Here is a 19,085-nt window from a genome sequence, read left to right on the forward strand (position 1 = left end):
TCCCCTAACTCTACTGCTGACGATTGGCTCTTTCTTGGGGAATGATTTCTGTTACTACCCTACCGCTAGAAGTGCCGCCTTTAACAACAATATTTTCTGTTTGCAGATTACCAACGGCTGTTTCACCTCTAAAATTTAACCGTGGGTCAATTTGTCGATAAACTACATTTCCCTGAGCTTCAACTAACTTATTGTCTAAATACCAAGTTAATGTATCAGATTTCAAAGACTGGCGACGCTGACCAATGGCGTTGACGTTACCTGTTAAATAAACTGTTTTTTGTGGTATTTTCATTTCACCTTGATTGGCAGCGACGGTAAGATTTTCGGCACGCTGGAATATCCGCACGGGGGAATTTGTAGTGACAGTTTCTGCGTTCATGTTCCAGGTCATAGAGTTACTAGTTATTTGCACTGGTGGGTCTAGTAAATCTAATTGAGCATTTTGTTGAATAGTGGCAATTTTCGTTTTTAAGTTGACTTCGGCAGAATTTCCTTTGCCGCGATCGCTAATTTTATTATCTTTGTAACGGTCAATTTGTAAAGGGCGATCGCCAATCAGTTTTTCTTGTTTAATATTCCAGATTAAATGCTCGGTTCTTACTTGTAACTGGGGATCTATGGAATTTGCTACTACCCTACCAGAAAATTCCATGCGCTGTTCGCGGGTTTTGACTCGCGCTTCCTGCGCCACAGCTTGTAGTTGTTTATGACTACCGTTAATCTGGTTGCGGACAATCAACAAATCTTCTTTGGGACGCCATTCTAATTCATTACCTTGCAATACAATTCCATTATTAGGATCTGTGGCAAATATCTTACCTTTAAGAAATAACTGCTTCCCATTTTGTTCAATATCTGCGACATCTGCCTTGATTTGGTAAACTACTTTACCATCTTGATATAGTTCACCATAAGGACTTTCAGCTTGACCAATTTGTTTTTCTTTGGTGTATTGTGCTTGTTTAGCCCTGACTTTCCAAATTGGTCGTCCTACTTCATCTGCTTGTTCTAAGGTGACATCAAAGAAAGTCAAATTGCTATCTTTGTTAGATGAAGCCGCAGTATTTTGTTGAGAAGCTGTGGGAGATTTCTCCCCACAGCTTACTAAACTAAATATTAATAAAAAAATTAAAGGGAAAAGAAAGAAGGGAGGAGTAGAGGAGAAATTTTTAATTTTTCTCTCGCCCTGTTTCCCCCTTTGATGAAATTGATACGCCATTATTCTTGGATTTCTAGATGTCCATCACTAGTTCTTGGGTCTTCCAAAAAACCGATACCAGATAATGGTCGGTATGGATAGCTTTGACGAGGGGTTTTCTGAATATCTTCTTTGATGGCTTCTAAATCAATGTAGCGATCGCTTACATTAATTAAGCTGTCGCTGGTCATTGAACGCAAGCTCACTACTTCTACCCGCACGCCGCGATAGCTAACTGAATTTACTGCATAAGCTAAATCCCCATCACCGCTAACTAAAACTGCGGTATCATAAGAATCTACTAGCGCCATCATATCGACTGCTATTTCTACATCCAGGTTAGCTTTTTTAGAGCCATCTGGTAGCTGGACTAGATCCTTAGCAATGACTCGATAACCATTGCGACGCATCCACAGCAGAAACCCCTGTTGCTTCTCGTTTGTCCGGTCTACACCAGTGTAGAAAAAAGACCTTAGTAGTCTAGAACCTCCAGTTAATCGATACAACAGCTTCGTGTAATCGATTTCAATCCCTAGTTGCAGTGCAGCGTAAAATAGATTTGAGCCATCAATAAATATAGCGACCCTACCCCGATTCTCCAAAACCTGTTCTGGCGTAAATATTGAATCGGTTTCAAAATTATTCAACATCATTGTGATACCTCAATTATTATCCCTGTTATTTTTGATACAAATTACCAACTTTTAGATGCTAGTCACAGCGGCTTATGATAATGTTCCGGGACTAATTTAAGTTCAGCCCCGATAAATTTTTTGAGAAAATAAGAAATTGAACAAAATCAGACTTTGATAAGGATTAATCCTTTTTCGGGGGTTCTATTTTTTTAAAAATGGGTTGGGCTGTACCCAACTGTTGTTTACTAGATAGTATCCCCCATATTGCATGGGTGGCAAAAGGAGCGGTAATTGAACTTTGTATTTGATCGTTAAAGTTTATTCCAAAGCCCAGTTGCTGATAAATATCGCTACTGATGTTCGGAATAATTGGGGAAAGCAGATAAGCTGCTAGTCTAGCTGATTCTAGGGCTGCGTAGAGAACTTTTTCCACGGACTCCTGCTGTCCCTGTTTATATAATGACCAAGGAGCTTGTTCATCAATAAACTTATTACTGGCTTGCACCAGCAAAAGGATGACCTCGCAGGCTTGACTGAAAGCTAGCTCTTGGTATGCTTGTTTTACCTGTTCCCCTAGACGTAAACCAATTGCTTTCAATGGATTTTCGTCAGAAATTGCTTCATTGCCGATTGATGGGACATTATTCTGGGCGCAGTATTTCTTCACCATACTCAAGGTGCGATTGAGCAAATTACCTAAATCATCTGCCAAATCTGCATTCAGAGCATTAATGAACCTTACTTCATTAAAATCTCCATCCTTGCCAAATTGGATTTCCTTAAGGAAGTAATAACGAACGGCATCACTACCATAGCGCTGAACTAACGCTATAGGATCAAGGGTATTACCCAGACTTTTGCCCATCTTTTGACCATCTTTGGTCAAAAAACCATGCCCAAATACTTGCCCTGGCAAGGGTAAGCCAGCCGACAACAGCATTGCTGGCCAGTAAACTGCATGGAAGCGCAAAATATCTTTACCAATTAGGTGCAAGTTAATCGGCCACCATGTTTCTAAGGCATTTGCTAAAGTCGGTTCTGCATCTGGTTCTAGTAATGCCGTTACATAACCTAATAGCGCATCAAACCAGACATAAAGGGTGTGCTTGGGATCAACTGGTACAGGAAAGCCCCAATCTAGATTTACCCGCGAAATGGAAAAGTCTTGCAGACCTTGATTTACAAAGCTGAGAACTTCGTTGCGCCGACTTTCTGGTTGAATAAAATCCGGTCTAGATTGATAAAATTCTGTCAGTTTGGTTTGATATTTGGATAAGCGAAAAAAATAGTTTTGCTCGTCTCGCCACTCCACTTCTTTGTTAGTATGAATCGCGCAACGGTGTCCTTCTAGCAAATCCCGTTCTTCTTTGAATTCTTCGCAAGATACGCAGTACCAGCCTTTTTGTTGTCCCTGGTAAATATCACCAGATTTCCAGACTCGATCAAAGAATTCTTTGACGATCGCTTCATGACGAAGTGCAGTAGTCCGACTAAAGCGATCATATTGAATGTCGAGTAATTGCCACAAATTAACGAAGCTAGGGACAATTTCATCGCAAAACTCTTGTGGTGCTTTGCCTAAACTTTCTGCCGATCGCTGAATTTTTTGCCCATGTTCATCTGTACCTGTAATGAGTAATACCTGATGCCCTAACAGCCTGTGAAATCGCGCCACTACATCTGCTGCGATCGTCGTATAAGCACTGCCTATATGGGGCACATCGTTTACATAATATAGTGGTGTTGTTAGTGCAAATGTCTTTTCTGTTTTTTTCACTAGATTCATGCAAAATAAAAAATTAGCTTATAAAACGTTTTGCTTTTGTCGGAAAAACCAAGCAATTATACAATACTATTTCTATTTTTTCCAATAATACCTTAATATAGCAAACTTTTCAGATCAAAAATTCTTTTGTAATATGCATCAATTCAACTCATTTTTGCCTACAACAGTGAATCATTATCATAATTTTTTTGAATACTTTATATTAGAAATTCTTGTGATCAAAAATACATAATCCAGAATCCGGAAAATCTATCTGGTTTTGTGGATTAGATATTTCTATCTTAAGACGGTCATGGCAGTCGTAAAGAAATGTAAAAATTAATTTAAGATAAACTGCCATATTTACCGGAAAAATATGTTGATTAAATATGAGTCGAAATAGCCCCCTAGAGATTTCTCGCGCTTTGGTGGCGGCGCTTTCAACCCAAATGTTTCGTTATTACGAGGATCGCATTCCCCAGGATGCCAGCGTTTTGGTAGTCAGCAATCACCGCAGCTTTATGGATGCACTAATTTTAATGGCGGCGTTATCAAGTCCGATTCGCTTTGCTTGCCATCACTACATGGGACAAGTGCCAGTAATGCGGGAGATTGTCACCGGACAATTGGGGTGTTTTCCTTTGGAAGAAACTCAAAACCGTCAGCAAAGCTTTTTTTCGCAGTCGCAGGTGCTATTGCAGTCCAAGCAGATGGTGGGAGTATTTCCAGAAGGAACTGAACCAATGGTGAAATTTACTGTGCCAAACATGGTGGGTGAGTTTCAACGGGGATTTGCCCATTTGGCATTACGGGCTGATGTGCAGGATCTAGCAATTTTGCCGATCACGATCGCCTCCTTAGAAGAGGTAAACACTTCTGGCTTCCCCTTAAGGCTTTTGAGTCTATTTGACCCTTCAGAACCTTTATTTAACCAAAGTGGTTGGCATCCACTAGTACTTTATCGTCGGGTTGCAGTGTTAATCGGTCGCCCTTATTGGATTACGCCCCAACATCATCAAAAATATCACGGCAAGCAAGCCAGAACTGTTGTGGCTGAACTGACAGAACACTGTCATGGTGAAATTAGTACCTTACTGCGTCAAGGTTGCTATTAGAGCCATTCGATTTTAGATTTTGGATTTTGAATTTTGGATTGTCTTCACAACTTTCAGTAGCTTGTTCCCAAATCTTTTTTATTTTTGCTCAAAACTACCGAAGCTCGTAACAGCAACAATCAGCAATCCAAAAGTTTTATACCATTGACTAATGACCAATGACTAATGACCAATGACCAATGACTATCCAAGAAGTTGAGCTAAATCCTTGTTTTCTAACTCCTAAACGAGTAAAACCCGAGTATCCCCTGTTGGTATATTTGCCAGGAATGGATGGAACTGGTCAACTATTGCGATCGCAAACGGCTGGATTAGAAAGTGGCTTTGATGTCCGTTGTTTAGCGATCCCACGCAAAGACCTTAACACTTGGGATGTGCTAGCTAAGAGTGTATTGGACTTGATCGACGCCGAATTAGAAAAAAGCTCTCAGAGGCCAGTTTACTTGTGTGGTGAGTCCTTTGGTGGTTGCTTGGCAATGAAAGTAGCGATCCAAGCACCCCATTTATTTAGGCGAATTATCTTAATTAACCCAGCTTCGTCCTTTCATCTTCGCCCTTGGTTGAATTGGGCATCTCAACTTACTTACCTAGTGCCATCAGAGTTGTATGATGTTGGCGCACTGGGATTGTTGCCGTTTCTAGCATCTTTGCCGCGCATTTCTCGGAGCGATCGCCATGAGCTGCTAAAAACTATGCGTTCTGTGCCGCTAGAAACCGTTCATTGGCGGTTGTCTTTACTGCGAGAGTTTCATATTGATGACGAGCAGTTAAGTCGCTTAACTCAACCAGTTTTGTTGATTGCCGGTGCTAGCGATCGCCTTTTACCTTCCGTAACTGAAGTAAAGCGGATAGGGAATATCTTACCAAATACCAAAATTGTGGTGTTACCAAATTGCGGACATGCTTGCTTGTTAGAGGAAGATATTAATCTCTATGAAATTCTTAAGGATAATGACTTTTTAGAAAGTAATGCTGATATAGGTAGGGGGCTAGAAGTGAGAGGGTAGGGTGAGGCGCGATCGCATCAAATAGAAATTAATTAAACAAACTCAAAACCTACTATGACCAAAACAACTGTCAAACTGCAAATTCCTTTTGAATCACTTCTAGATGCCATTAGCCAACCTTCCTTTAGAAGAAAAACAACTGTGGCAATTATTAAATGATGAAATTAATCAAAGCGAAGGAAATTTCCTTCCAGAAGACTCTTATGATTGGGGTTCCCAAGGACAGCCAAAAGGCAAGCCACTAGAATATATCCCTGGAGTTGGGCTAAAAGTTCTTGGTGGCAAGAATGCTCCAACCTGATTTGCTTGAATGTGGCGAGGTAATTATAGTAAGTTTGCCTACTAGTATTCCTAGAGGAGGTGAACAGCAAGGAACTCGACCTGCTGTAGTGGTCGGTATACCTTGGGGGTAAGTCCGCTATCCAATGCTAATGATTGCACCTTTAACTACCCAGAGTGATTCTTGGGCGTTCAATAATCCCAGCTTATATCCGCGTTTGTTAGCTGGTGCTGGTGGTTTGTCTCTGTCTTCCATTGTCTTACTAGATCAAATGCGGGGATTAGATATAAATCGAATTTTGGCGTATTTGGGAACACTCACCCCTAAGCAATATGTTCCTATTGTTAATGGATTAAGACAGTTGTTTAGACAATAAAATAGTTAATCTGAAACTGATATTTACGTTTATAGAGGGATGTAGAGCCGCTCATATTTCGTTACAACCAAAAGAGAGAGGCTTTACAAGATGGTGTCAAGCAATGACAGACAAACCCCAAGAGATACAGGTGAATAAATCAGTTAATTCACCCAAAGAAACTTCAAAAGTAAAAATTCAGGCTCAATCATCAGTAGAAAATGAACCGTCTATAGTAGAGTTTTTTATTAAAACTGTTGCTGAGACTGGCAAAGCCGTTTTAGACACAGCAGTAGAGGTGGGAGAAGCGACAGCGAAAGAAACACACAAGTTTATTGAGCAAACAACTCAAACTAGCGGTCAAGTTGTGAATCGCCTAAACGAAAATTGGCTAATTAGAAAGCTATCTGGAGTATTAAATTTAAATTGGCTAATTGGTACTACTGACGCTGTTGATTTGGAAAAAGCAGAAGCGGCGGTAAAGAAGCTCAAGCAACAGTATCCAAATGAATCAGCTAGCCAGATTGCTCACCGAATCATGGTGGAAAAAGCAACTCAAGCAGGCACAGTTGGATTAGCAACAAGTGTTTTACCAGGAATAGCAGTTGCATTGTTGGCAATTGATTTAACAGCCACAACCAAAATACAATCAGAAATGCTTTATCAGATTGCATCTGTCTACGGGCTAGATTTAAAAGATCCTGCGCGTAAAGGTGAAATTTTGGCAATTTTTGGTCTGGGTTTGGGTGGAGGCCGTCTATTGAAAGCTGCGGGATTAGGCTTGCTGCGAAATATACCCTTGGCGGGTGCGGTAATAGGAGCTAGTTCAAATGCGACGATGATTTATTCATTGGGTTATGCAGCTTGTCGATTTTACGAAGCCAAGCTAGATGAATCAACTTCGCTCTCATCGCCACAGACTCTGGCAACATTAAAAGCAGAGAGTGAAAAGTATTTAGAAACTGCGATCGCTCAAGAAGCCGTCATGGATCAAATTTTAGTTCACATGATCCTCGCTAGTCATCCAGACAAGACTTTGGAAGAAATTTTGCCAGAATTACAAGCTGTAAAACTCAGTCCTACCTCGTTAGATGCTATTGCCCAAAATATCAAATCACCTAAGTCTTTAGATATACTGCTCAATCAGCTAAACCGTGATTTTGCCATGCCATTGCTGGCTCAGTGTAACAAAATTGCCCAGCTTGATAATAAGACTACACCACGCGAGCAAGAAATAATAGAGGCGATCGCCAGCAAATTTGATATTGATACAAATAAAATTGGGGGATAGAGCATAGGGCATGGGACGTTAGGCAGAGAAGGTAAAAAAGTGGAGTTATGAGCAAAGTTCACGAGTATCAAAGACAGAACTAACCCTTTAAAGTTGATTCAAAAGGTTGAATTAGGCTAAACATTTTTAATAAGTTTAAAGCCTGCCAAACTCCAACAGCTTGGCAAGCTTTTGTAGTGTTTTACTAAATTAATGTTCTATTATTAATTTTTCCAAATATAACTACCTCTCTTTTTTTCAAACCTTTTCCCTTTCTAACTCGAACTTTAAGTTGCTGTTTCTCTAGTCTAATTTTTTGTCTAGTTAATTCCTGAGCTATTAATTCCTGAGCGCGGCTTTCAATTTTTATTTGGTTTTCTATTGGCTGTTCTTTAATTTTTTCTCTTAGGCTTTTGCCCATTCTTCTTACCCTTCCTCTTTTAGTTTTTTAAGATGGCTCTTGTATCGTGCATCAGCCTTTTGAATTAAGTGTTTATAAAAAAGTTTTTGGCTAACGCCGGATTTGTCACCTGCTACCAGTAAAATAGCTTGCCTCAATGGGTCAAAAGCAAACGCCACCAAAAGCTGAGAATCGTAACTCTTTCATGTTTCCGTACTTCGACCCTTTGAGCGTATCAACATGAGGACGTTTTACTTGTGGTCCAAACATTTCTAATACCTAAGCCGTAGCAAGCAACTCATTTTTTACTTCTTGAGGTAGAGCATCGAACTCAGACTCGAAATCATAATGAAACTCAACTTGCCATTCCACTAATTTATTATGGTTAAGATGTCATACCTTTTCAAGAGTATATGGATTGACACTCTCAGTACTAAATTATAGCTACTGGCCCCAACTCCCTCATTTCCTCTATCTCCTTCATCTCCTTCACCCCCGCTCCCCTCAGCCTGAAACAAGAAATTTGAGCAATACTGGTACAAGAAGGAATATTTACAGCAAAACAGCAAAATGACAATTCAACCTAGTGATAAGCCTTTGCTAGAGTGGGCAGGCGATAGTTTGGCAATTGGATTATTTGAAGATGCAGTAGAGTTAACTGGAGAATTGGCAACTTTAGATCAAAAGTTTTCCGGGATCTTAAAAGAACTAATTGCTGAAGAAGAATTCAAAGGTAAAGCCAACAGTACCATCTTCACTCGTGTGAATCCTGGTAGCCCAGTGCGTAAATTGATTCTGGTAGGTTTAGGTAAACCAGATGAACTAAAACTCGACACCTTGCGACGCGCTGCTGCTGCTGTAGCCAGAGTGGCAAAAAAGCAAAAAAGCAAAATTTTGGGATTTAATTTCCCATTGTGGAATAACGATCCCGCCGCAAGCGCCCAAGCGATCGCAGAAGGTATAGAATTGGCGCTTTACCAAGATATTCGCTTTAAATCAGAACCAGAAGATAAAGGTTCTCAAATAGAAACCGTAGATTTACTAGGATTCAGTGGACAAGAAGCAGCCATCACCCGCGCCAATCAAATAGTGTCAGGGGTAAACTTGGCACGGGAGTTAGTAGCAGCACCAGCTAATGCAGTAACACCAATTACTTTGGCAGAAACGGCTCAAGCGATCGCTAAAGACCACGGTTTACAAGTAGAAATTCTGGAAAGAGAAGACTGTGAAAAGTTGGGTATGGGTGCTTTTTTAGGAGTAGCACAAGCTTCCGAGTTGCCACCTAAATTCATTCACCTGACTTACAAGCCAGAAGGTACACCCAAAAGGAAACTAGCAATTATTGGCAAAGGTGTAACCTTTGATTCCGGCGGACTCAACATTAAAGGTGCAGGTAGCGGCATCGAAACCATGAAAATGGATATGGGCGGTGCAGCTGCTACCTTAGGCGCGGCAAAAGCAATTGCTCAAATTAAGCCAGATGTTGAGGTTCACTTCATTTCGGCGGTGGCTGAAAACATGATTAGCGGTCGCGCTATGCACCCTGGAGACATTCTCACGGCATCAAACGGCAAAACAATCGAAGTTAACAACACCGATGCTGAAGGACGTTTGACCCTAGCAGATGCCTTGGTGTATGCCGAGAAATTGGGATTAGATGCGATCGTGGATTTAGCCACCCTAACCGGCGCTAACGTCATAGCCTTGGGTGAGGATATTGCTGGTTTGTACACTCCCGATGATGCTGTAGCTTCCCAGTTAGAGAAAGCTGCCCAAACTTCAGGAGAAAAGATTTGGCGGATGCCAATGGAAGAAAAATATTTTGAAGGGCTAAAGTCTGGCATTGCGGACATGAAAAATACTGGCCCACGTCCAGGTGGTTCCATTACTGCCGCCCTTTTCCTTAAGCAATTCGTTAAAGAAACACCTTGGGCGCACTTAGACATTGCAGGACCTGTGTGGACAGATAAAGAAAATGGCTACGACAGTGCGGGGGCAACTGGCTACGGCGTTCGGACGCTAGTTAATTGGGTAGAAGGAAGTGGGGAGTAGAGGAGGCAAGGGAGCAGGGAGCAGGGGGCAAGGGGGAGAATAAAAAATTACCTCTTTCGCCTCTTCTCCCTGCCCCCTGCCCCTCTGCCTCTTTCCAATGCCCAAATTCGTGCTATCTTGAGCTTGCCAGCAAAAATTGTTGCAATAGTAACAGAAATAATTTGGCGGTCAGAAAGTTAAGCTTTTTCGGCAAAGCCATCTGGTAAAATTTGTAAGGTTTCTAGAAACTGTGAGCAATGGGATCGACTCGCGTAAGGATCGCAATTGACGCAATGGGAGGGGATCACGCACCTGGTGAAATCGTTGCTGGCGCATTGCGAGCAAGGGAAGAATTGGGTGTAGATGTATTACTGGTTGGTGATCCTCAACAAATAGAAGCTGCCTTGCCGCCAAAAACGAATTTAGGGCAGGTGGAGATCGTGACTGCACAGGAAGCGATCGCTATGGATGAGGAGCCTTTAAATGCAGTTAGACGCAAACGCAAGGCTTCTATCAATGTGGCGATGGATTTAGTCAAGCAGCAAAAAGCAGATGCCGTGTTTTCTGCAGGTCACTCTGGGGCAGCGATGGCATCTGCTTTGCTCCGCTTAGGACGATTGCCAGGAATTGACCGCCCAGCCATAGGGACAGTTTTCCCCACGATTATTGCTGGTAAGCCAGTATTAGTACTTGATGTCGGCGCGAATGTAGATTGCCGTCCGAAGTTTTTAGAGCAGTTTGCCGTCATGGGATCGGCTTACAGTAAATATGTTTTAGGTACAACTGAACCAAAGGTAGGTTTGCTGAATATCGGTGAAGAAGACTCTAAAGGCAATGATGCAACCGTCCGCGCTCACCAACTACTACGCGAAAATCCTCAAATAAATTTTATTGGCAATGCCGAAGGGCGTGATGTGCTTTCTGGTAGCTTTGATGTGATTGTCTGCGATGGCTTTGTGGGCAATGTATTATTAAAATTTGCCGAAGCCGTCGGAGAAGTGATTCTGCAAATTCTGCGGGAAGAATTACCTCAAGGATTACACGGTCAAATCGGTTCAGCACTCTTAAAACCAAACCTGAAGCGGATTAAGCAGCGCATGGATCACGCAGAACACGGCGGTGCTTTGCTGCTAGGCGTGGCGGGAGTCTGTTTTATCGGTCACGGTAGCTCACAAGCTCCTTCAATTTTTAATGCAATTCGCATGGCAAAAGAAGCTGTTGACAACCAGGTGCTACAACGAATTCAGTCCCAATATATCCTAGAGCGCGAAAGCGGTTAGTCATTGGTCATTAGTCATTGGTGAAGCCAGTGCGGTCTTCTCCCAAGGGGAGACGCCAAGGGCGATGGGGGTTTCCCCCATGAGCAACTGGTGAACCCGAAGGGTCATTAGTCATTAGTCATTGGTCATTTGTAAAGGACAACTGACAACTGACAAAGGACAAATGACAAAGGACAAATGACAAGAGACAAAAGACAAGAGACAAAAAGCTGATAGCTTGGGAGATTAGGAGTGCAAAACTTAGGCGTAGCAATTACCGGAAGTGGCTCGGCAGTACCAGCAACTTCTCTACACAACCAGACATTGAGTGAAGTAGTTGAAACATCAGATGAGTGGATAACTACAAGAACTGGAATTCGTCAACGGCGATTAGCCCTACCATCTGAGTCCTTGAGCGTGCTAGCTACTGCCGCCAGCAGTCAGGCGATCGCAGTTTCGGGAATTAAACCAGAAGACCTAGACCTGATTCTGCTGGCGACTTCCACCCCTGATGATTTGTTTGGTAGTGCTTGTCAAGTACAGGCGCAATTGGGAGCCACCAACGCAGTAGCTTTTGACTTGACAGCAGCCTGCTCTGGTTTTGTGTTTGGTCTGGTTACAGCAGCCCAATACATTAGAACAGGTGTTTATAAAAACGTACTGTTGATTGGGGCAGATATCCTTTCACGCTGGGTAGATTGGGAAGATCGGCGCACTTGTGTATTATTTGGTGATGGTGCAGGGGCAGTAGTATTACAGGCTGACAAAAGTGATCGCTTATTGGGATTTGCCCTTAAAAGTGATGGCACTCAAAACCATCACCTCAACCTTGCTTATGCAGGCGCTTCCCAAGAACTCCTCCCAAATGTAAATATCACTAAAGGCGGTTACCAACCGATTACTATGAACGGCAAAGAAGTCTACCGCTTTGCTGTGCAAAAAGTGCCCGAAATCATTGATAAAGCGTTATTTAAAGCCAACCTTAGTGTTGATCAAATAGATTGGCTGCTATTGCATCAAGCCAATCAGCGAATTATTGATGCTGTTGCCCAACGGCTGAATGTCCCAGAACATAAAATTATAAGTAATCTCGCCAAGTACGGGAATACCTCTGCTGCTTCCATTCCCTTAGCTTTAGATGAAGCAGTGCGGGAAGGTAAAATTAAACCCAATGACATCATTGCTACATCCGGCTTTGGTGCCGGTCTTACCTGGGGTGCGGCAATTTTTCAATGGGGAAGGTGAATATTTTGTCCTTTGTCCTTTGTTAATGACCAATGACCAATGACTAATGACCCTTCGGGTTCACCAGTTGCTCATGGGGGAAACCCCCATCGCCCTTGGCGTCTCCCCTTGGGAGAAGACCGCACTGGCTTCACCAATGACCAATGACCAATGACTACTGACAAATGACAAAAACTGCATGGGTGTTTCCCGGACAAGGTTCCCAAGCGCTGGGAATGGGAATGGATTTATTAGATATACCATTCGCTAAAAATAAATTTGCCCAAGCTGAGGAAATTTTGGGCTGGTCTGTAACCGAAATCTGTAAAAACGAAGAAGAAAAGTTATCACAGACGCTATACACTCAACCAAGTCTTTATGTGATAGAAAGCATTCTTGCTGACCTTCTCCGAGAACGAGGACACCAGCCAGATTTAGTTGCTGGACACAGTTTGGGAGAATATACTGCCCTTTACATTGCGGGTGTCTTTGAGTGGTTGGCTGGTTTATATCTAGTAAAGCGTCGTGCCGAACTCATGGATAATGCCGTCGATGGTATGATGGCAGCTTTGATGAACTTTGACCGCGAACAGTTGGAAAAAGTCATTGCCCAAACGCCTGATGTGGTGCTAGCAAATGACAATAGTTCGGCTCAGGTAGTAATTTCAGGCACGACTGAGGCTGTACAAGCAGTGATGGGTCAAGTTAAAGCAAAGCGTGCCATTCCTCTAAAAGTTTCTGGAGCATTTCACTCACATTTAATAGCACCAGCATCTGCGGAATTCCAAGACATTCTAGAATCTGTGGAATTTCAGCCAGCTACCGTGCCAGTGTTGTCTAATGTAGAACCAATTGCGTCTATTGATGCCGAGACTTTAAAGCAGCGCCTGAATAAACAAATGACTGGTTCTGTAAGATGGCGAGAAATTTCTCTGCAATTACCAGCTAACGGCATCCAGCGAGTAATGGAAATTGGCCCTGGTAAAGTCCTAACTGGCTTGATTAAACGTAGTAGCCCTGACTTAATATTAGAAAATATCCAGAGTGCTGCTGATTTGCCTGTTTAGTTTTTTTAGGACTTCATTTCAATGAAAAATTCTGTACCCTGACCTAGAACAGAGTTAAAACTTAATTTACCATTGTGAGTTTCTTCAACGATAGACTTTGCGATCGCGAGTCCTAATCCTGTTCCTTTGCCGACAGCTTTTGTAGTAAATAAGTGTTCAAAAATCTTTTGTTTCACTGATTCATTCATCCCTTTGCCATTATCTGCAATAGCAATTTTCACGCTATCATTTTCCAGAGAGGTTTTAATTGTAATTCGGTTGGGATTGTCCTTAATTTCCTTAAAACTCCGTCCTATATTTGATTCATCTAGCGCATCAATGGCATTAGCCAGAATATTCATAAATACCTGATTTAACTGTCCAGGAAAACATTCAACCTGAGGCAAATTCCCATAATCAGTTATCACTTCAATTGCTGGACGTTGTTCGTTTGCTTTGAGACGATGTTTGAGAATTAAAATCGTACTGTCAATACCTTCGTGAATATTAAACGGCACTTTATAATCTTTATCAGCACGGGAGAATGTTCTTAAACTAGTGCTAATGTTGTGAAGGCGATCGCACGCCATCACCATTGAATCAATCATCTTGGGTAAGTCTTCTAAGCTATAATCCAAGTCTATTGCTTTGGCATGATCGATAATTTTCTCACCTGGATTGGGGAGACTTTCTTGATAGAGTTTCAAGTGTTCAACAATATCCACAAAGCTGGGTTTAGCTTGTTGAAGGCTGGCATAAATAAATCCCAAAGGATTATTCATTTCATGTGCTACCCCTGCTACTAAGTTACCCAGTGCCGACATTTTCTCACTTTGGACGATTTGTAATTGTGCCTGTTGTAAATCTTGTAATGCTTGCCCAGCTTGTTGATAAAGTCGAGCATTCTCTAGGGAGATTGCAGCTTGGGAAGAAAGTAGATTGATAACTTGCAGACGTTCGTTAGTAAATACCTCGCTTGTGAGTTTATTTTCTAAGTAGAGAATACCTGCCAAATGCCCTTGATTAATAATTGGTGTGCATAAAATACTTTTGGGTTGATACTCTAGCATATATTCCCCAATCACCCCAGGAATATCTGTTTGGCAATTATTTATAACAATGGTTTCTTGAGTATGTTTGACATAATTGATAATGTTTCTGGGAATATCTTGACAAGTATCTAGTAATTGTGGGTCAAGTATGGTTTGTATTTTCTGATGATGAATCAAGGTAATTGCTCGGACTTGCCAAGTATTTTCTTGAGGAAGCAGTAGTACAGCTTTTTTGGCGCCAGAGTTTTCTAAGAGAATCCGGGTGAGACCGGCAATGAGTGTATCTAATTCCAGAGAACTGGAAATAGCTTGAGCCGCTTTCAGGGCAGAGGTAAAATCTAAAACGTCGGAAATATTGGTGCTGCCAGTGGTATTCGTGCGGGTAGATGAAAAAGTCTCATCAAAGCCAAGAGTTTCTTGAGGGTTGAGGTTGAGTCGTTGCTGTTGCAGGATGACTTGAAGTAATTGGGGATAGCGTTGTTCTAGATTGGTAACTTTGGCTTTTGCTCCCCACCGGGAATAAGCATAGTAGGCTTCAATCAAATAATCTTTGGCAATGCGTTCTTTGCCCCATTCGAGATAGAATTTGGTGGCGAGTTCGTTGGCGAGAGCTTCTTCGTTGAGGTATTCGTGTTCCTTGGCAAGGGCGATCGCGTGATCGTAGTTTTCTATTGCTTCGGCTCTAGCCCCCAAGATCCGACACCGTTCTGCGACAATTAAGGCGCAACGGTGAGCCTGATTACTAGGTGCATAAGCTGCCCAGCCAGTGAGTTTTTTCAGGTTGGTAGCAACCCGTTCTAGAATGCTTGATTGGTCTGTTTCGCTAGCATCTAGATAAAGCGCTAATTGTACTAGTGCATCGTAGAAGTAGAAAAGCGGAACACTCATCAGTCCTGCCATTCCAGCCAAATACTGGGCTGCTTTATTCGCGTTTTCCAACGCTTGTTCATAGTCTTGGAACAGGTAGCAAAGTATCAGCTTATTTAAATAAACTTGGTGCAGTGCCGTTACTTCACCCGTTTTCTGGTAAAGCTGAATCATTTCACGCTCATCGCAGTATTCACCAACCAACTGATCTGGCTCTGTTGACGCACCCAATAGATTCACGACTACCTGATGGTAAAGACTTTGCGTGTAGAGATAGGTACGCTGGCGTAGTTGCTGCATCACCTTGCGATGGTCTTCTAGCACTAGCTTGAGGGAAGACAGTTCGTGACCAGTAAAATAAGTATTATGGTCATACACGAGCAAGCTGAGTGCTGCAAGATTGAAATCACCAACTTCTAATCCACCGGCATAGGCTTGCAGTAGTCCTGCCAGGGAGGTTTTTGCAGGTTCTTTCCAATGTTTGAAGAAGCAGTTAAAGTCAAAAAGGGCTGCACCAGCAAGCTTGGGTGACTGAAGGTGTTGCAGGAGGTTTATCTCCAGTTGTCCAAAGCAATAGCCCGCTTCAATATCACCCAATATGGCAATCAACATTAACCCATACAGACCGTAGCCATGAATCGATTCTGGTGCATTTCCGTACTGCACCGATAGATCAAACTGGGCAAAGACGACCAGGGGCATCAGGTTTGGGGCAGCTTGATAGGCAGGCGACATTATGGTGGACAGAATCATCATTGCGGCTTTTTTGTCCGGCGCAGTCATTTCGGGTAAATGCAGCAAAGATTCCATCGAGCTGTTACTGAGTTGGATTTGGGTGTGCTGGAGTGCCTGCCCAATGTCTGCTGGGGTAGGCTGCTCTGGCAAATGCACCCCCAGAGGTTCCAGCACGAACCGTGCCAACTGCAACGCTTCTAAAAGCTGGTTTTGAGCCATGCAGGCCCGAATCTTCGTGTCATAAACATTAACCCGATCAAGCCAAGAGTGGGCATGAGTGAGTACAACCTCGGCGAACTGCTCCATTTGTTCAAAGTTAGCACCCAGGAAAGCAGAATTAGCTGCACCTTCATACAGAACGAGGGCGAGAGTGTAGTAGTTCTGCCAGCAATTGCCCTTCAACAAAGAAATGCCCGTGTTGAAATAGTTTAAAGCCGCTCCATAAGCCGTTGCACCCTTAGCTTTCTGTCCAGCCATCAGGTTTAACTGCACGAGTTCGTGTTGCTCCGTCTCATCCTCAATCAGAGATATCCCCTTGTTGAGGTGGTTAGCGATCGCAAAAATCTGCTTATCCTGTTTCCTCGCACTCGTTGCTTGTTGCAGCAAACGTCCAATATTGAGGTGGGTGATTTGCTTTTGATTTTCTGGAATCAGAGAATACGCCGCTTGCTGAACGCGATCGTGCAAAAAGCGATAAGTTGGATTAGCTGCTGCATCACAAACCGACGCACTGTCAGACTGAATAAAAAACTTATAGATTTCCGTATTTGGAATAATCAAACCTTCTTGTAATGCTTTCCACAGTGCCGCAGCCGTATCTTCAGGAAACTGCTGGGACACGATCGCCAATGTTGCTAAATCAAACTCTGCTCCAATACAAGCCGCTAACTTCAACACATCCTGAGTTTGTGTCGGCAACTTCTGCAATTGCAGTGCCATAAACTCGACGACATCATCGGTGATCGCTAAAGCTCTGATTTGGGCAATATCACACTGCCAATGCCGTGCTTCCCTGTCAAAAGTAATTTGTTCTTCTTCATAGAGTGCCTTGAGAAACTGAGTCGCAAAAAAGGGATTACCCTTGGTTTTTTGGTATACCAGTTCGGTCAACGGTTGAGCCAGGGAGCGATCGCAATTCAACGTATCCGCCACCAATTGATTTATATCAACTAGACTTAACGATTGCAGCGTAATCGTATTGACCACTGCCCCAGTTTTGACGATCTCATCTACGGTTAGAATGAACGAGTCAGCGGGTGATACTTCATTATCCCGATACGCACCCAAGATTAATAAATATCCTGTCTGTTCTATCAAGAATTGTAGTAATTTCAGCGATGCCGAATCTGCCCATTGCAAATCATCCAAAAACATTACTAATGGATGTTCTCTACTAGTAAAGACTTGGGTAAACTTTTGGAAGAATAAATTAAATCTATTTTGTGCCGCACTTCCTGATAATTCTGGAGCAGGTGATTGTTGACCAATAATTCTTGATAATTCGGGAATTACTTCAATAATTACTTGTCCATTCTCACCTACAGCCTCTAAAATCTTGCTTTTCCATTGTTGAATTTCTCCATCGCTTAGAGTTAACAATTGCCCCATCAAATTCCGAAACGCTTGTACAAATGCCGAAAAGGGAATATTTTTCTGAAATTGGTCAAATTTACCTTTGATAAAATAACCGCGTTGACGCACAATCGGTTTATGAACTTCGTTAACTACAACGGTTTTACCAATACCGGAAAAACCCGCAACCAGCATCATTTCTGTTGCACCCAGGCTGACTCTTTCAAATGCTTGGAGTAAAATTTCTACTTCGGTTTCTCGTCCATAAAGTTTATCAGGAATAATGAAGCGATCGCACACATCCCGTTGTGCAATTGGGAAACTCTTAATTTCACCAGTTTCTTGGAGTTGAGATAAACAATTTTCTAAATCAAATTTTAGCCCCAATGCACTCTGATAGCGGTCTTCAGCATTTTTAGCCATCAATTTCATCACGATGTCACAGAGAACTTCGGGAATCGGAAAAGAAACCTCACCCGCCTTCGACACCCTCTCCTTACTAAGGAGAGGGTTGGGATGAGGTTTATTCATATTTGGTGGAAGTTTTGCTAAATGACAATGCACCAACTCCATCGAGTCATTTGATTGAAACGGTAATTCTCCCGTCAATAACTCGTAAAAAGTCACACCCAATGAATAGAAGTCAGTACGGTAGTCAATTCCCCGATTCATTCTTCCTGTTTGTTCAGGAGAAATATAACCAAGTGTCCCCTCCAACACATTAGGATTTATTAGTGTTTGAGTTTCCCGTGATAGTAGGGATGCAATACTAAAGTCAATTAATTTAATTTGTTTGGTTTCGGGATTAATTAAAATATTGGCGGGTTTGATGTCTTTGTGAATAATGCGCGAACGGTATAGTATATCTAAGGTGTTGCACAGTGCGATCGCTATCTGTAAAAACTCCCTCAGAGATTCTACGCTTCCCCTGACTCCCCACTCCTTACTCCCTACTCCCCATTCCTTCAAGGAAATCCCCCCAAAGTCTTCCATCACTAACGTATAGCCATTTTGGTAAGGTTCTAGGCTGTAGGTTTGGATGATTAGAGGTGAGTTGAGATTTTTGGCAATAGTGTATTGATTGCGAAACTGCACCAATTCGCTGAAACTGGGATAAGGATTTTTCAGCAGTTTAATCACTACTCTTAAGGAGTCAATTTCTCGATACCCACGATAAACTAGGGTTCTCGAACCATTGTACAGTTCTTCGCTAACTTTGTATCCGGGAATGCTCACAAGAGTGCTAACCATACTGCTAAATCTTTAAGACT

At 42.4% G+C, this 19,085-nt stretch carries 15 protein-coding genes and 1 pseudogene; 10 read left to right on the plus strand and 6 right to left on the minus strand.

Features of this window, described 5'->3' with window-relative positions; genetic code table 11:
• Nucleotides 1–10: 10 nt before the first annotated feature.
• The 3 genes from lptC to metG all read right to left on the minus strand — a co-directional run bounded on the left by lptC (nucleotide 11) and on the right by metG (nucleotide 3,622).
• On the minus strand, nucleotides 11–1,222 hold the full coding sequence (lptC, locus tag ACFE90_RS00910) for an LPS export ABC transporter periplasmic protein LptC (RefSeq protein WP_375496891.1): 1,212 nt from the start codon (nucleotides 1,220–1,222) through the stop codon (nucleotides 11–13).
• Complete coding sequence (locus ACFE90_RS00915) at nucleotides 1,222–1,851, minus strand: NYN domain-containing protein (protein WP_109011619.1); 630 nt, start codon at nucleotides 1,849–1,851, stop codon at nucleotides 1,222–1,224. Before ACFE90_RS00915 ends, lptC begins: the two co-directional genes overlap by 1 nt.
• A gap of 166 nt (nucleotides 1,852–2,017) precedes the next feature.
• A complete protein-coding gene (metG, locus tag ACFE90_RS00920; RefSeq protein WP_375496893.1) occupies nucleotides 2,018–3,622 on the minus strand; it encodes a methionine--tRNA ligase in 1,605 nt (534 codons plus the stop codon).
• Between the two features lie 368 nt (nucleotides 3,623–3,990).
• On the opposite strand from metG, the gene ACFE90_RS00925 reads away from it, so the two are divergent.
• The 6 genes from ACFE90_RS00925 (at nucleotide 3,991) to ACFE90_RS00950 (ending at nucleotide 7,649) form a co-directional block, all read left to right on the plus strand.
• The gene (locus ACFE90_RS00925) at nucleotides 3,991–4,716 is read left to right on the plus strand and encodes a lysophospholipid acyltransferase family protein (RefSeq protein WP_375496895.1); all 726 of its coding nucleotides are present in this window, start codon (nucleotides 3,991–3,993) and stop codon (nucleotides 4,714–4,716) included.
• A gap of 179 nt (nucleotides 4,717–4,895) precedes the next feature.
• Nucleotides 4,896–5,723, plus strand: coding sequence for an alpha/beta fold hydrolase (locus ACFE90_RS00930; protein ID WP_375496897.1), 828 nt, complete (start codon nucleotides 4,896–4,898; stop codon nucleotides 5,721–5,723).
• Nucleotides 5,724–5,826: 103 nt separating this feature from the next.
• Nucleotides 5,827–6,024: a hypothetical protein gene (locus ACFE90_RS00935; protein ID WP_375496899.1), complete on the plus strand. Its 198-nt coding sequence runs from the start codon at nucleotides 5,827–5,829 to the stop codon at nucleotides 6,022–6,024.
• Nucleotides 6,011–6,136: a hypothetical protein gene (locus ACFE90_RS00940; protein ID WP_375496901.1), complete on the plus strand. Its 126-nt coding sequence runs from the start codon at nucleotides 6,011–6,013 to the stop codon at nucleotides 6,134–6,136. Before ACFE90_RS00935 ends, ACFE90_RS00940 begins: the two co-directional genes overlap by 14 nt.
• A gap of 12 nt (nucleotides 6,137–6,148) precedes the next feature.
• A complete protein-coding gene (locus ACFE90_RS00945) occupies nucleotides 6,149–6,379 on the plus strand; it encodes a type II toxin-antitoxin system PemK/MazF family toxin (RefSeq protein ID WP_375496903.1) in 231 nt (76 codons plus the stop codon).
• 103 nt (nucleotides 6,380–6,482) lie between these two features.
• Nucleotides 6,483–7,649 (plus strand): EcsC family protein, encoded by a 1,167-nt coding sequence (locus ACFE90_RS00950; RefSeq protein WP_375496905.1) that lies wholly within the window; start codon nucleotides 6,483–6,485, stop codon nucleotides 7,647–7,649.
• A 184-nt stretch (nucleotides 7,650–7,833) separates the two neighbouring features.
• On the opposite strand, the gene ACFE90_RS00955 is transcribed toward ACFE90_RS00950, so the two are convergent.
• Both ACFE90_RS00955 and ACFE90_RS00960 read right to left on the minus strand, forming a co-directional pair.
• Nucleotides 7,834–8,049: a hypothetical protein gene (locus ACFE90_RS00955; protein ID WP_375496907.1), complete on the minus strand. Its 216-nt coding sequence runs from the start codon at nucleotides 8,047–8,049 to the stop codon at nucleotides 7,834–7,836.
• 5 nt (nucleotides 8,050–8,054) lie between these two features.
• Nucleotides 8,055–8,298: pseudogene (locus ACFE90_RS00960) on the minus strand (type II toxin-antitoxin system RelE/ParE family toxin).
• A 300-nt stretch (nucleotides 8,299–8,598) separates the two neighbouring features.
• Between ACFE90_RS00960 and ACFE90_RS00965 the strand changes: the two are divergent.
• The 4 genes from ACFE90_RS00965 (at nucleotide 8,599) to fabD (ending at nucleotide 13,609) form a co-directional block, all read left to right on the plus strand.
• Nucleotides 8,599–10,080, plus strand: a complete 1,482-nt coding sequence (locus tag ACFE90_RS00965; RefSeq protein WP_375496909.1) for a leucyl aminopeptidase — start codon at nucleotides 8,599–8,601, stop codon at nucleotides 10,078–10,080.
• Nucleotides 10,081–10,316: 236 nt separating this feature from the next.
• Entirely contained in the window at nucleotides 10,317–11,339 is a 1,023-nt protein-coding gene (plsX, locus tag ACFE90_RS00970) for a phosphate acyltransferase PlsX (protein ID WP_375496911.1), read from the plus strand.
• A 231-nt stretch (nucleotides 11,340–11,570) separates the two neighbouring features.
• Nucleotides 11,571–12,563, plus strand: coding sequence for a beta-ketoacyl-ACP synthase III (locus tag ACFE90_RS00975; protein ID WP_375496913.1), 993 nt, complete (start codon nucleotides 11,571–11,573; stop codon nucleotides 12,561–12,563).
• A 164-nt stretch (nucleotides 12,564–12,727) separates the two neighbouring features.
• Nucleotides 12,728–13,609, plus strand: a complete 882-nt coding sequence (gene fabD, locus ACFE90_RS00980) for an ACP S-malonyltransferase (protein WP_375496915.1) — start codon at nucleotides 12,728–12,730, stop codon at nucleotides 13,607–13,609.
• A gap of 5 nt (nucleotides 13,610–13,614) precedes the next feature.
• Here fabD and ACFE90_RS00985 read toward each other — a convergent pair whose 3' ends face one another.
• Nucleotides 13,615–19,065 (minus strand): AAA family ATPase, encoded by a 5,451-nt coding sequence (locus ACFE90_RS00985; protein WP_375496917.1) that lies wholly within the window; start codon nucleotides 19,063–19,065, stop codon nucleotides 13,615–13,617.
• Nucleotides 19,066–19,085 lie beyond the last annotated feature (20 nt).

This window comes from uncultured Nostoc sp., assembly GCF_964245445.1.
Lineage (GTDB): Bacteria > Cyanobacteriota > Cyanobacteriia > Cyanobacteriales > Nostocaceae > Nostoc.

What these genes read in the sequence shown, in the direction of transcription:
- fabD (WP_375496915.1), top strand. Translation starts at nt 12,728, where the DNA reads ATGACAAAAACTGCATGGGTGTTTCCCGGACAAGGTTCCCAAGCGCTG.
- ACFE90_RS00925 (WP_375496895.1), top strand. Translation starts at nt 3,991, where the DNA reads ATGAGTCGAAATAGCCCCCTAGAGATTTCTCGCGCTTTGGTGGCGGCG.
- ACFE90_RS00945 (WP_375496903.1), top strand. Translation starts at nt 6,149, where the DNA reads ATGCTAATGATTGCACCTTTAACTACCCAGAGTGATTCTTGGGCGTTC.
- ACFE90_RS00955 (WP_375496907.1), bottom strand. Translation starts at nt 8,049, where the DNA reads ATGGGCAAAAGCCTAAGAGAAAAAATTAAAGAACAGCCAATAGAAAAC.
- ACFE90_RS00930 (WP_375496897.1), top strand. Translation starts at nt 4,896, where the DNA reads ATGACTATCCAAGAAGTTGAGCTAAATCCTTGTTTTCTAACTCCTAAA.
- ACFE90_RS00985 (WP_375496917.1), bottom strand. Translation starts at nt 19,065, where the DNA reads ATGGTTAGCACTCTTGTGAGCATTCCCGGATACAAAGTTAGCGAAGAA.
- ACFE90_RS00940 (WP_375496901.1), top strand. Translation starts at nt 6,011, where the DNA reads ATGCTCCAACCTGATTTGCTTGAATGTGGCGAGGTAATTATAGTAAGT.
- metG (WP_375496893.1), bottom strand. Translation starts at nt 3,622, where the DNA reads ATGAATCTAGTGAAAAAAACAGAAAAGACATTTGCACTAACAACACCA.
- ACFE90_RS00935 (WP_375496899.1), top strand. Translation starts at nt 5,827, where the DNA reads ATGCCATTAGCCAACCTTCCTTTAGAAGAAAAACAACTGTGGCAATTA.
- ACFE90_RS00915 (WP_109011619.1), bottom strand. Translation starts at nt 1,851, where the DNA reads ATGTTGAATAATTTTGAAACCGATTCAATATTTACGCCAGAACAGGTT.
- plsX (WP_375496911.1), top strand. Translation starts at nt 10,317, where the DNA reads ATGGGATCGACTCGCGTAAGGATCGCAATTGACGCAATGGGAGGGGAT.
- ACFE90_RS00965 (WP_375496909.1), top strand. Translation starts at nt 8,599, where the DNA reads ATGACAATTCAACCTAGTGATAAGCCTTTGCTAGAGTGGGCAGGCGAT.
- ACFE90_RS00950 (WP_375496905.1), top strand. Translation starts at nt 6,483, where the DNA reads ATGACAGACAAACCCCAAGAGATACAGGTGAATAAATCAGTTAATTCA.
- lptC (WP_375496891.1), bottom strand. Translation starts at nt 1,222, where the DNA reads ATGGCGTATCAATTTCATCAAAGGGGGAAACAGGGCGAGAGAAAAATT.